This window comes from Agrococcus phoenicis (assembly GCF_047302415.1).
Taxonomy (GTDB): domain Bacteria; phylum Actinomycetota; class Actinomycetes; order Actinomycetales; family Microbacteriaceae; genus Agrococcus.
In genome coordinates this window covers 2,067,231-2,080,551 of record NZ_CP154854.1, presented here as the reverse complement: position 1 = coordinate 2,080,551, position 13,321 = coordinate 2,067,231, and the positions used below count along the sequence as shown (strand labels likewise).

General features: G+C 70.1%; 8 protein-coding genes. 3 read left to right on the top strand and 5 right to left on the bottom strand.

Annotated features, from left to right (window positions below; translation table 11 throughout):
- Positions 1-56: 56 nt before the first annotated feature.
- The 4 genes from AA0Z99_RS09960 to AA0Z99_RS09945 all read right to left on the bottom strand — a co-directional run bounded on the left by AA0Z99_RS09960 (position 57) and on the right by AA0Z99_RS09945 (position 3,275).
- Complete coding sequence (locus AA0Z99_RS09960) at positions 57-1,619, bottom strand: PH domain-containing protein (protein WP_413316930.1); 1,563 nt, start codon at positions 1,617-1,619, stop codon at positions 57-59.
- Complete coding sequence (locus AA0Z99_RS09955; RefSeq protein WP_413316929.1) at positions 1,612-2,142, bottom strand: PH domain-containing protein; 531 nt, start codon at positions 2,140-2,142, stop codon at positions 1,612-1,614. The genes AA0Z99_RS09960 and AA0Z99_RS09955 overlap by 8 nt, the downstream gene beginning before the upstream one ends.
- 130 nt (positions 2,143-2,272) lie before the next feature.
- Positions 2,273-2,461, bottom strand: coding sequence for a hypothetical protein (locus tag AA0Z99_RS09950; protein WP_413316928.1), 189 nt, complete (start codon positions 2,459-2,461; stop codon positions 2,273-2,275).
- 154 nt (positions 2,462-2,615) lie between these two features.
- Positions 2,616-3,275 (bottom strand): response regulator, encoded by a 660-nt coding sequence (locus AA0Z99_RS09945; RefSeq protein ID WP_413316927.1) that lies wholly within the window; start codon positions 3,273-3,275, stop codon positions 2,616-2,618.
- 328 nt (positions 3,276-3,603) lie between these two features.
- On the opposite strand from AA0Z99_RS09945, the gene AA0Z99_RS09940 reads away from it, so the two are divergent.
- A complete protein-coding gene (locus AA0Z99_RS09940; protein ID WP_413316926.1) occupies positions 3,604-4,785 on the top strand; it encodes a sensor histidine kinase in 1,182 nt (393 codons plus the stop codon).
- 35 nt (positions 4,786-4,820) lie between these two features.
- On the opposite strand, the gene AA0Z99_RS09935 is transcribed toward AA0Z99_RS09940, so the two are convergent.
- Entirely contained in the window at positions 4,821-5,660 is an 840-nt protein-coding gene (locus AA0Z99_RS09935; protein WP_413320834.1) for a spermidine synthase, read from the bottom strand.
- A gap of 244 nt (positions 5,661-5,904) precedes the next feature.
- On the opposite strand from AA0Z99_RS09935, the gene rpoB reads away from it, so the two are divergent.
- Entirely contained in the window at positions 5,905-9,375 is a 3,471-nt protein-coding gene (gene rpoB, locus AA0Z99_RS09930) for a DNA-directed RNA polymerase subunit beta (protein WP_413316925.1), read from the top strand.
- Positions 9,376-9,413: 38 nt separating this feature from the next.
- Positions 9,414-13,298 (top strand): DNA-directed RNA polymerase subunit beta', encoded by a 3,885-nt coding sequence (gene rpoC, locus AA0Z99_RS09925; protein WP_413316924.1) that lies wholly within the window; start codon positions 9,414-9,416, stop codon positions 13,296-13,298.
- The last annotated feature ends 23 nt before the right edge of the window (positions 13,299-13,321 follow it).

The following is a 13,321-nucleotide window of genomic DNA, read 5'->3' as shown; positions in this document are numbered from 1 at the left end:
GCGCCGGACGACGAGAGCGCCTCCCGATCGCCGGGAGGCGCTCTCGTCTGCGGTGCTCAGGCGCGGTGCTGCGCCAGGGTGCGCGCGGCCACGAGCGGCGCGTGCGCGACGCTCACGGCGCGGATGCGCTCCACGGCCGCGGCGTCGGCGTGCAGCGCGCGCAGCGTGACCGCCTTGCCCGCGTAGATGGCTGCGCTCGGCAGCAGGCGCCGGCCGCGAGGGCTGAGCCACGCGGGCAGGCGCCGCGCGCTCACTCGGCGCACCGCCGCGATGTCGACGCAGCGCAGGCTCTCGGTGAGGTAGGTGCGCCGCAGCAGCAGCAGCTCGCTGTGCGGGTCGGTCGCGAGGCGCGCGAGCAGCACGCGGCAGATCGCCGAGACCGTCGCGAGCGCCACCAGCGCCGAGGCTCCCGCGAGCAGGATCGGCCACGCGAGCCCCCAGGTCAGCGCGGCGTAGGTGCTGCCGACGATCGCGACGGCGAGCGCGGTGGTCACGAGCGTGGTCAGCAGCGGAGGGCGACGGGCGAGCAGCGTGCCCGTGAGCGGCACCCGCCCGGGGAACGACTCCCTGGCGATGCGCTCGACGACCCGGACGGGCAGCGAGGGGAGCACGAGGTTCTTGCCGAGCTGCTCGTTGGCGTCGAGGGTCAGCAGCCAGAGCCGCGCGCGACCGCTGCACTGCTCGAGCAGGTTGCGCTGCACGACGACGCCCTGGATGGAGTCCTCGCGGAAGCTGCGCTCGTGCGAGATGAGCAGACCGTGCCGGATCCGGAGCTCCGCCCCCGCCCGCAGCACGGAGAAGCCGTGGTAGCGCAGGATCGTGCCGAGCGCGCCGAGCACGACGGCGGCGAGCCCCGCGAGGATCGCGGCGCTGACCGGCTCGAGACCGCCGATCACGCCCGTGAGCCAGGCCTGCAGCCCGAACTGCTCCGCCGCCTCCCACGCGCCGAACGCGAGCGCCGGCACCGTGAGCACCGCGGCGCCGAACATGACGCTCATGACCGCGAGATCCCAGGTGGTCGCGCGGTAGAGCAGGCGCTCGGACGTCGCTGCGGGCTCCGCGTCATCGCTGGAGCGCGGTTCGGCGTCGTCGTCCGGCCGCTCGATGCCGGTTGCGGTCGATGGCTCGTCGATCGCCGCGACAGCAGCGGTCGCGCCCCCGAGGCGTGCGCGCTCGAGCACCTGCTCGATCGTCGCCGAGCGGATGCCGCGGATCTCGATCTGCGCGGCATCCTGGCCCGACTGGGCGATCCGGAGGTTGGCGAGGCCGAACAGCCGCAGCTGCCACTCGGTGCTGCGGTCCACCGCTTGCACGCGGCTCCATCGCAGCGTCTTGACCTTCCGATCGATCCAGCCGGACTCCTCGATCACCGCGTCGGCGGTCACCGTGTAGCGGGTGAACCAGTGCGAGGTGATCGGCTCGACGACCATCGCGGCGACCAGCAGGCCGATGACCACCGGGCCGATCCAGCGCCAGTCGGGCGGCAGCAGCTGCACCAGGAGCGTCACGCCGATGCCGCCGAGGGCGATGCCCACCGCGAGCGACAGGTACGCGGCCAGGACGGATGCCCTCGCGCTGCGGAATCCCGCCAGCGGCGCGGCCGCCGGCGACTCAGGCATCGCCGTGCGCGTGCAGTGCGCGCGTGACGCGGTCGCGGATGCGCTCCGCCTCGGCGGGGGCGAGCGGACCGAGCTCCTGCTGGCCCGTGATGGTCGTGAACCGCACCGACAGCAGGCCGAAGGCGCGCTGCACGGGGCCCTGCTGGGTCTCGACCGCGATGATGTGCGGCGTCGGCATCGTCGTCGTGGTGCGGACGAAGCGGCCGGAGGTGATGTAGACGTAGTCGTCGGTCACGGTGTACGTGTAGTAGCGCTGCTCCCAGCGGTTGCCGACGGTGAAGTCGAGCACCGCGATCACGGCCACCAGCGGGAGCGCGATCGCCAGCACGATGGTCGCGGCGAGCTCGGTCCGGAAGATCGCCAGGGCGCCGAGCGCCAGCGCGACCATGATGAGCGTTCCGATGGCGGTCATGACGTGCGACAGGCGCTGCGCCTGGGGCGGGCGGTGGTGCGCACCCGGTTCTCCCACGGGCGGCAGCGCGGCCGGTGCGTCGTCGGGCGGTGCGTCATGAGCGCCCTGCATGGTCACGGACAGTAGCACGGGGCCTCCAAGGGGTGCGTGCGAGAGGAGCGGGTCGGATGCTGCGGCGAGGACGCCGCACGGTCCCGCGCGGGGAGCGCGGGACCGTGCGAGCGGGGCGGAGCGGCTCGGCTCAGCCGCCGATCTGGCGAAGGATGAACTCGATGGTGCGGGCGATGCTGGCGCCGTTCCGGGTGAAGAAGTTGTAGACCCTCGCCTTGTTGGCGTTGACGTAGGCGATGGCGCGGCGGACGAGCGCCGGGCCCTTCGTCCAGACGAGCTTGCCGAGTGCGGCGATGATCCGTGCGATGACTGTGAGCATGATGTACTCCCTTGTACGAGGTTGAGGATGGTGCCGCTTGGTGCGACGACCTCAGCCTGCGGGGGCGCGGTGCGCTCGAGGCACCGCCGAAGGGATCGACTCGTCTGCTCCGTTCGACGGAGCGAGGGCTGCGACTTGCGGCGGTCCGCGCCGGTCAGACGCCGACCTTCACCAGCCCGAGCTCGGCGCCGCGGATCAGCACCTGCACGCGATCGCGCACCTGCCACTTCTCCATGATGCGGCTGAGGTGGCTCTTCACCGTCGCCTCGGCGACGAAGAGGGCGCTCGCGATCTCGGCGTTCGACATGCCGTTGGCCAGCAGGCGCACGACATCGAGCTCGCGACCGGTCAGCTCCTCGCCCGATGCGAGCGCTCGAGCCCGTGCCGGCGCCTCGGCGTCGCGCACCGCGGCGATCAGGTTCTGGGTCACCTGCCGAGAGATGGCGCCCGCACCCTCGTGCACGGCCCGGACGGCCTCGAGCAGCTCGTCCGGCTCGACGTGCTTGAGGATGAAGCCGGATGCTCCCGCTCGGAGGGCCGGCAGCAGGTACTGCTCCGTCGAGAAGGTCGTGACGGCGATCACCTTCGTCGAGGGGTGCGCCTCGATCACCCGTCGCGTCGCCTCGATGCCGTCCATGACCGGCATCTGCATGTCCATCAGCACGACGTCCGGCCGGAGCGCGCGGGACTGCGTGACCGCGGCGGACCCGTCGGCAGCGAGCCCGACGACCTCCATGTCGTCGGCGCCCTCGATGAAGATCGACAGCGCACGCTGCATCAGGGGCTGATCGTCGGCGACGAGGACGCGGATCATGGCGGAAGTCTAGGGGTGTCGCACCCGGACTCCTCCGAAAGTCGCAGGCACGCATCGCCTCGAGGCCGAGGCAGGCTCGGCCGCGCGGCCATCATGCTGATCCGTGTCGCGGCCCTCGCGGCACCTCACCCCTGACGACGGAGTCCGCGATGCCCTTCCTCTCTGCACTGCTCAGCACCTTCGAACCGGCGCAGCCCAAGTCGCCCGCATCATTCCTGTGCACCGTCTTCCCGCTGATCTGCCGGCGCCGCTGAGCGTCGGGCAGACCGGGAGCGGGCCTGCGCCTTCCCGCGCGTCGGCCGCATCCGAGCGCTGGCATGCTGATCCCATGCTCCCAGCGCTCGCACGCACGGTCAGCGCAGCCTTCGTCACCCTGCCGATCTCGCGCCGCGCGCGCATCGCCCTGACGGTCTGCGGCGCGCTGCTGCTGCTGATCGAAGGCGCCGCGCTGCTGCTCCGCCTGGAGGGCAGCTCGTGGCAGAGCCTGCTGTGGGTCGTGGCGTCGAGCACCGTGGTCGTGGTCGCGGCGTGGTGGCCGACCGTCGGCGCGCTGCTGACCCTGGCCTTCGCCTTCGCCTCCTCCGCGTGGGATTCGCTCGGCACCTTCCAGTTCGGCATCGCCATCGTGGCGGCGATCATCGCCCGCACCTGCTCGGCGTCCTTCATGGCGATGACGGGCCTCGTCTACATCGCCTGGGCGGCGCTCGCGCCGGGCGGCGGGCTCGCGAACCTGACCTCGGTGCTGCTGACCAGCTTCAGCGCCCTCGTCGGCGCGGTGCTGCGCGCGGCCGCGCGGCGCAGCCGCGAGCTCGAGGGCAGGCTCACGGCGCAGGAGTCGCTGCGCCGAGCCGCGCTCACGGCGGAGCGATCCAGGATCGCCGTCGAGATGCACGACGTGGTCGCGCACGCGCTCACCGTGATCGCCATGCACTCCAGCGTGCTGGAGCGCTCGGAGGACCCACAGCAGCGACGCAGCTCGCAGCGCGCGATCGGCGAGGTCTCCCGCCGCGCGGTCGAGGACATGCGGACGATGCTCTCGGCGCTCCACGGCGAGGGCGGCACGGCCGACGGCGCCGCGGGCGGCGCGCTCGTCGCCGAGCCGGAGCAGCTGCTGGAGGCGCTCGCCGCGAGCCTGCGCACCGCGGGGATCCCGACCGAGCTGCGCGTGCCGGACGCGCTGGAGCTGCCCTCGCCGCTGATGCTCGCGGTCGTGCGCATCGCGCAGGAGGCCACGACCAACATCCTCAAGCACGCGCCCGCATCGGTCTCCGCCGCCATCTCGGTGGTGGTGCGCGCGCGGGCGGTGGTCGTCGAGGTCGAGAACACGCTGCCCGTGCTCACCGGGCCGACCGCGCCCCCCTCGGGCTTCGGCCTGCTGGGACTGCACGAGCGCACGAAGCTGTTCGGCGGCGCGCTGCGCACCGGGTGGCAGGGCGACACGTGGCGCGTCCGCGCCGAGCTGCCGCTCGACCACGAGCCGAGCGGCTCGGCCACCTCGATCGCGAGCTGAGGCGGCGCTCGACCACGACGGGCGGCGGCGCCGCGCTAGCCGAAGACGCCGCGGCCCGGGGCCGGGCTGGGCGTCGCATCGGCATCGCGCGCGGGCTGGGCGCCGCCGAGGAAGCGGCGGAGCTCGCCGCCGGAGACGACCTTGCCCGGCAGCGGATCGCGCCGCAGGCTCCTGCCGATCTCGTCGAGGTCGGGCAGCGCGCTCCCGGCGATCGCCACGACGTTGCCGAAGCGGCGGCCCTTGAGCATGCCGGGGTCGGCGAGCGCTGCGACCTCGCCGTGCACCTCGTGCAGCGCCGCGAGCTGGCGCTTGGCGAAGGAGAGCGTGCGGTCGTCGGCGATGTTCACGATCACGACGCCCGCCGGGGCGAGCAGCTCGCGCACGAGCGCGTGGAACTCCACCGTCGTGACGTGCGCCGGCGTCTGCGCGCCCGAGAACACATCCACCACCACCAGGTCGACCGCGCCGCGCAGCCCGGCGGGCAGCCGCGCGAGCTGCTCCCGCGCGTCGCCGTAGCGCACGCGCACGCTCGCGCCGCGGGGGAGCGGGGCGACCTCGCGCACGAGCTCGACCAGCAGCGGCTCGATCTCGATGACCTGCTGGCGCGAGCCGCGTCGCGTCGTGTCGACGTAGCGGGGGAGCGTGAGCGCGCCGGCGCCGAGGTGCACCGCGGTGAGGGGGCCGGGCGGCAGGGCGTCGATGACGTGGCCCATCTGCTGCACGTACTCGTAGACCAGCAGCTCTGGCCGCTCGGGGTCGACATGCGACTGCGGTGTGCCGTCGACGACGAGCTGCCAGCCGCCCGCGCCCGAGAAGCGCATCTCGGCGTGCAGGCCGCTGGAGAGGCGTCGGCTGGGAGTGCTCACGCGCTCCATCATCCCGCCCGCGAGCGGGGGCTACCACCGAGCGGGTGGAGCCCGCCAACCGACACGCCGGATGGACTGGACATCAGGCAGCACGCGGCGTAATGTAGGCCCTTGCGCTCATAGACATCCCCTCTGCCTTCATATTGCGGTCGGCGCGCGCCCTCACCGGGCGCTTCAGGGTGTTGACGAGTCTCTCACCGACGACACGATCCCGGGAAGACCCGCAACCCTTCCCGGCCCGGAGGTATCTGCCTTGGCTGAACTGAGCCCCAAGACTGGTCGAAACGCGCGCCGCCTGAGCTTCGCGCGCATCGCGGACACGCTGACGGTCCCCGACCTGCTCGCACTCCAGACCGAGAGCTTCGAATGGCTCATCGGCGACGACGCGTGGAAGGTCCGGGCCGAGGAGGCGAAGACCTCCGGTCGCGACGACATCCACACGGACTCCGGCCTCGAGCAGATCTTCGAGGAGATCTCGCCCATCGAGGACCTGAGCGAGAAGATGCAGCTCTCGTTCTCCGAGCCGGTGCTCGACGTGCCGAAGTACACCATCGCGGAGTGCAAGGAGCGCGGCAAGACCTACGCCGCACCGCTGTACGTCTCGGCGGAGTTCATGAACCACGAGACCGGCGAGATCAAGTCGCAGACGGTCTTCATGGGCGACTTCCCGCTGATGACGGAGAAGGGCACGTTCATCGTGAACGGCACCGAGCGCGTGGTCGTCTCGCAGCTCGTCCGCAGCCCCGGCGTCTACTTCGAGCGCACCCCCGAGAAGAACTCCGACAAGGACGTCTACTCGGCACGCGTCATCCCCAGCCGCGGAGCGTGGCTCGAGTTCGAGATCGACAAGCGCGACGCCGTCGGCGTGCGCATCGACCGCAAGCGCAAGCAGTCGGTCACGGTCTTCCTCAAGGCCCTCGGCCTCACCAGCGAGGACATCGCGCGCGAGTTCGCCGGCTACGAGTCGATCATGGCGACGCTCGAGAAGGACGCGCCGATGTCGAAGGAGGACGCCCTCCGCGACATCTACCGCAAGCTGCGTCCGGGCGAGCAGGTCGCCGCCGAGGCCGCCCGCGCGCTGCTCGACAACTTCTACTTCAACCCGAAGCGCTACGACCTCGCGAAGGTCGGCCGCTACAAGATCAACCGCAAGCTCGGCGTCGACGCAGCCATGAGCGACTCGGTCCTGTCGGTCGACGACATCGTCGCGACCATCAAGTACCTGGTCGGGCTGCACGCCGAGGAGCAGACGATCCAGGGCGTCCGCAAGGGCGAGCCGGTCGAGATCCGCCTCGACGTCGACGACATCGACCACTTCGGCAACCGTCGCATCCGCGCGGTCGGCGAGCTCATCCAGAACCAGGTCCGCACGGGCCTGGCCCGCATGGAGCGCGTCGTGCGCGAGCGCATGTCGACGCAGGACATCGAGGCGATCACGCCGCAGACCCTGATCAACGTGCGCCCCGTGAGCGCTGCGATCAAGGAGTTCTTCGGCACCTCGCAGCTGTCGCAGTTCATGGATCAGAACAACCCGCTCGCGGGCCTGACCCACAAGCGCACGCTGTCGGCGCTCGGCCCGGGCGGCCTCTCGCGCGAGCGCGCCGGTGTCGAGGTGCGCGACGTGCACCCCTCGCACTACGGCCGCATGTGCCCGATCGAGACGCCTGAGGGACCGAACATCGGCCTCATCGGTCGACTCGCGACCTTCGGCCGCATCAACTCGTTCGGCTTCATCGAGACGCCGTACCGCCGCGTCGAGAACGGCGTGGTCAGCAAGCAGATCGACTACCTCACCGCGTCGGAGGAGGACGAGTTCATCGTCGCTCACGCCAACAACGTGATCGACGCGCAGGACCGCTTCGTCGAGGAGCGCGTCGTCGCCCGCAAGAAGGGCGAGGAGGTCGAGCTCGTCGACCCCAAGTCCGTGAACTACATGGACGTGTCGCCGCGCCAGATGGCGTCGGTCGCGACCAGCCTCATCCCGTTCCTCGAGCACGACGACGCGAACCGCGCCCTCATGGGTGCGAACATGCAGCGCCAGGCCGTGCCGCTGGTGCGCTCCGAGTCGCCGCTGGTGGGCACCGGCATGGAGGGCTTCGCGGCCATCGACTCCGGCGACGTCATCACGGCGACCCGCGCGGGCGTCGTGGCGGAGGTCTCGGCCGACCTGGTCACCGTGCAGCTCGACGAGGGCGGCACGCAGCAGTACTTCCTGCGCAAGTTCGACCGCTCGAACCAGGGCACGTCGTACAACCACCGGGTCATCGTCTCCGCCGGCGACCGCATCGAGGTCGGCGAGGTCATCGCCGACGGCCCGGCGACCGAGAACGGCGAGCTCGCGCTCGGCAAGAACCTGCTCGTCGCGTTCATGCCGTGGGAGGGCCACAACTACGAGGACGCGATCATCCTCAGCCAGAACCTCGTGAAGGACGACGTGCTCTCGTCGATCCACATCGAGGAGTACGAGGTCGACGCCCGCGACACGAAGCTGGGCAAGGAGGAGATCACCCGTGACCTCCCCAACGTCGGCCCCGACCTGCTGGCAGACCTCGACGAGCGCGGCATCATCCGCATCGGCGCAGAGGTCGTCCCCGGCGACATCCTCGTCGGCAAGGTCACGCCGAAGGGCGAGACCGAGCTGAGTGCGGAGGAGCGCCTGCTGCGCGCGATCTTCAACGAGAAGAGCCGCGAGGTGCGCGACACCTCCCTCAAGGTGCCCCACGGCGAGCAGGGCACCGTCATCGCGGTCAAGCAGTTCCGCGCCGAGGACGGCGACGACGAGCTGGGCTCGGGCGTGCACGAGAAGGTCGTCGTGTACATCGCGCAGAAGCGCAAGATCACGGAGGGCGACAAGCTCGCCGGCCGTCACGGCAACAAGGGCGTCATCGCGAAGATCCTGCCCGAGGAGGACATGCCGTTCCTCGAGGACGGCACCGCGGTCGACATCGTGCTGAACCCGCTCGGCATCCCGAAGCGCATGAACTTCGGCCAGGTGCTCGAGACGCACCTCGGCTGGATCGCCGCGACGGGCTGGAAGGTCGAGGGCAACCCCGAGTGGTCCAAGGGTCTCGACCCGGCGACGCTCGAGGCGCCTGCGGGCACCAAGGTCGCGACGCCGGTCTTCGACGGCGCGACGGAGGAGTCGATCATCGGCCTGCTCGACGCGACGCTCCCGACCCGCGACGGCGTGCGCCTGATCGACGGCAGCGGCAAGGCGAGCCTGTTCGACGGTCGCTCCGGTGAGCCGTACCCGTTCCCGATCTCGGTCGGCTACATGTACATCCTCAAGCTGCACCACCTGGTCGACGACAAGATCCACGCGCGCTCGACGGGCCCCTACTCGATGATCACGCAGCAGCCCCTGGGCGGGAAGGCCCAGTTCGGCGGCCAGCGGTTCGGCGAGATGGAGGTCTGGGCGCTCGAGGCCTATGGCGCCGCGTACACCCTGCAGGAGCTCCTCACCATCAAGTCGGACGACATCGTCGGCCGCGTGAAGGTGTACGAGGCCATCGTCAAGGGCGAGAACATCCAGGAGCCCGGCATCCCCGAGTCCTTCAAGGTGCTCATGAAGGAGATGCAGTCGCTCTGCCTGAACGTCGAGGTGCTCAACGCAGCCGGCGACGTCGTCACGCTCCGCGATGACGAGGACGAGGCACTCCGCACCGCCGAGGAGCTCGGCATCAACATCTCGCGCCCCGAGCTGTCGTCGATCGACGACATCTGATCCGGCAGCCGTAGAGAATCTGACAAGAGGGAATTGCATTGATCGACGCAACAACGTTCGATGAACTGCGGATCGGCCTGGCCACGGCCGACGACATCCGTGCATGGTCGTACGGCGAGGTGAAGAAGCCCGAGACCATCAACTACCGCACGCTCAAGCCCGAGAAGGACGGCCTGTTCGGCGAGCAGATCTTCGGCCCGTCGCGCGACTGGGAGTGCGCCTGCGGCAAGTACAAGCGCGTGCGCTTCAAGGGCATCGTCTGCGAGCGCTGCGGTGTCGAGGTCACGAAGTCGTCCGTGCGCCGCGAGCGCATGGGCCACATCGAGCTCGCCGCCCCAGTCACGCACATCTGGTACTTCAAGGGCGTGCCCAGCCGCCTCGGCTACCTGCTGGACATGGCGCCGAAGGACCTCGAGAAGGTCATCTACTTCGCCGCGTACATGATCATCAGCGTCGACGCGGATGCGCGCCACGAGCGCCTGCCGCAGCTCGAGCAGGAGCTGCGCCTCAAGGTGGGCGAGATCGAGAAGCGTCGCGACGCCGACATCGCCGCGCGCCTCGCGCAGCTGGAGGCCGACGTCGCCCAGCTCGAGGAGGAGGGCGCCAAGGCCGACCAGAAGCGCAAGGTCAAGGACGCCGGCGAGCGCGAGATGGCGCAGCTGCGCAAGTTCGCCGACGAGGAGATCGCGCAGATGGAGCGCGTCTTCGACGACTTCCGCACGCTGAAGGTCGGCGACCTGAAGGCTGAGGACGCCACCTACCACGACCTCGTCGACCTGTACGGCGAGTTCTTCGAGGGCCACATGGGTGCAGAGGCGATCAAGCTGCGCCTGCTGAACTTCGACCTGGTCGCCGAGGGCGAGGATCTGCACAAGCAGATCGCCGAGGGCAAGGGCCAGCGCAAGATCCGCGCGATCAAGCGCCTGAAGGTCGTCAACTCGTTCCTGCAGACGGGCAACAGCCCGGCTGCGATGGTGCTCGACGTCGTGCCGGTGATCCCGCCGGAGCTGCGCCCGATGGTGCAGCTCGACGGTGGCCGGTTCGCGACCAGCGACCTGAACGACCTCTACCGCCGCGTCATCAACCGCAACAACCGCCTCCGTCGTCTGCTCGACCTCGGTGCCCCCGAGATCATCGTCAACAACGAGAAGCGCATGCTGCAGGAGGCGGTCGACGCCCTGTTCGACAACGGCCGCCGCGGCCGTCCCGTCACGGGCACCGGCAACCGCGCGCTGAAGTCGCTCTCGGACATGCTGAAGGGCAAGCAGGGCCGGTTCCGCCAGAACCTGCTCGGCAAGCGCGTCGACTACTCGGGCCGCTCGGTCATCGTGGTCGGCCCGCAGCTGCAGCTGCACCAGTGCGGCCTGCCCAAGCAGATGGCGCTCGAGCTGTTCAAGCCGTTCGTGATCAAGCGCCTGATCGACCTGGGCCACTCCCAGAACATCAAGCACGCGAAGCGCATGGTGGAGCGGTCGAAGCCGCAGGTGTGGGATGTGCTCGAGGAGATCATCCGCGAGCGCCCCGTGCTGCTGAACCGCGCCCCCACGCTGCACCGCCTCGGCATCCAGGCCTTCGAGCCGCTGCTCGTCGAGGGCAAGGCCATCCAGCTGCACCCGCTCGTCTGCGCGGCCTTCAACGCCGACTTCGACGGCGACCAGATGGCCGTGCACCTGCCGCTCTCGGTCGAGGCGCAGGCCGAGGCCCGCGTGCTGATGCTGGCCTCGAGCAACATCCTGAAGCCGTCCGACGGCCGCCCGGTGACGCTCCCGTCGCACGAGATGGTCTCCGGTCTGCACCACCTGACCACGGTGAAGGAGGATGGCGTCGGCACCGGCCGTGCGTTCTCCTCCATCGCCGAGGCCATCATGGCGATGGACCAGGGCTCGCTGAACCTCGGCTCGGTGGTGCGGCTGCGCCTCGACGGCCTGGCGTTCCGCGACCAGGACCGCCCCGAGGGCTTCGTCGACGGCGAGACCTTCCTGCACGAGACGACCCTCGGCCGCGCGCTCTTCAACGAGCTGCTGCCGGCGGACTTCCCGTTCGTGAGCGAGGCTGCCACCAAGCCCGTCATCTCGCTGATCGTCAACGCGCTCGCCGAGCGCTACCCGAAGACGGTCGTCGCGGCGACGCTCGACAAGATCAAGGACGCCGGCTTCTACTGGGCCACGCGCTCGGGCATCTCGGTCGCGCTCTCCGACGTCATCACCCCGGCGCGCAAGGACGAGATCGTCGCTGGCGCCGAGGAGTCGGCTCGGAAGACGCAGGACAAGTTCGAGAAGGGCCTCATCACCGACTCGGAGCGTCGCAGCGACCTCACCGAGCTGTGGACCAGGGCGACGAACGAGGTGCAGAAGGCCACGCAGGAGGCCTTCGACAAGGACAACTCGATCTACCGCATGGTCACCGCGGGTGCCAACGGAAACTGGATCCAGGTCCGCAACATCACCGGCATGCGCGGTCTCGTGACGAACCCGAAGGGCGAGGTCATCCCGCGCCCGATCATCTCGTCGTACCGCGAGGGCCTGACGGTGGCGGAGTACTTCATCGCCACCCACGGTGCGCGCAAGGGATCGGCCGACACGGCGCTCCGCACGGCCGACTCGGGCTACCTCACGCGTCGTCTCGTCGACGTGTCGCAGGACGTCATCATCCGCGAGGACGACTGCGGCACCGAGCGGGGCCTCGAGGTCCCGATCGCCGAGGTCATCGACGGCCAGCTCACGCTGCACGAGAACGCCGAGTCGGCGGTCTACGCCCGCAACCTGGCGACGGAGGTCGTGGCTGCGGACGGCACGGTCCTCGCGACCGCTGCGCAGGACATCGGCGACCGCGAGATCCGCGCGTTCGTCGCAGCGGGCGTCGAGACGGTCAAGGTGCGCTCCGTGCTCACCTGCGAGTCGGCGGTCGGCGTCTGCGCCCACTGCTACGGCCGCTCGCTGGCGACCGGCAAGCTCGTCGACATCGGCGAGGCGGTGGGCATCATCGCCGCCCAGTCGATCGGTGAGCCCGGCACGCAGCTGACCATGCGCACGTTCCACACGGGTGGCTCGGTCGGCGCGAGCGACATCACGCAGGGTCTGCCCCGCGTGACGGAGCTCTTCGAGGCTCGCACCCCGAAGAACGCGTCGCCGATCGCTGAGGCTGCCGGTCGCGTGCGCATCGAGGAGGACGAGAAGTCGAAGCGCGTCGTCATCACGCCGGACAACGGCGATGAGGAGATCACCTACCAGGTGCTCCGCCGCGCGACCCTCGAGGTCGCCGACGGTGACCACGTCGAGCAGGGTCAGCAGATCCAGATCGGCGCGGTCGACCCCAAGGAGGTGCTGCGCGTGCGCGGCGTCCGCGAGGTGCAGAAGCACCTGGTGTCGGGTGTCCAGGACGTGTACCGCTCGCAGGGCGTGCCGATCCACGACAAGCACATCGAGGTCATCGTCCGCCAGATGCTCCGCAAGGTCACGGTCGTCGACCACGGTGAGACCGACCTGCTGCCGGGTGAGCTCGTCGACCGCTCGCGGTACAACGACCTCAACCGCGCGGCGCTGACCGATGGCAAGAAGACCGCCTCGGCTCGCCAGGAGGTCATGGGCATCACGAAGGCGTCGCTCGCGACGGAGTCGTGGCTCTCGGCCGCCTCCTTCCAGGAGACGACCAAGGTGCTCACCGAGGCTGCGCTGTCCGGCAAGCGCGACCCGCTGCTGGGCCTCAAGGAGAACGTCATCATCGGCAAGCTGATCCCCGCGGGCACCGGCCTGTCGCGCTACCGCGACGTCACGGTCGAGGCCACGGAGGAGGCGAAGGCGGAGCGCTACCCGAACCGCCTCTTCGCCGACGCCGGCGGTGTCGACGAGTCCGACCTCTCCTACCTGGACTTCGACGCCTTCACCGGCGGCGAGTTCAACGAGGAGCCCGGCCAGATCGTCTGACCGGACCGAGCCAGCAGGGGCCG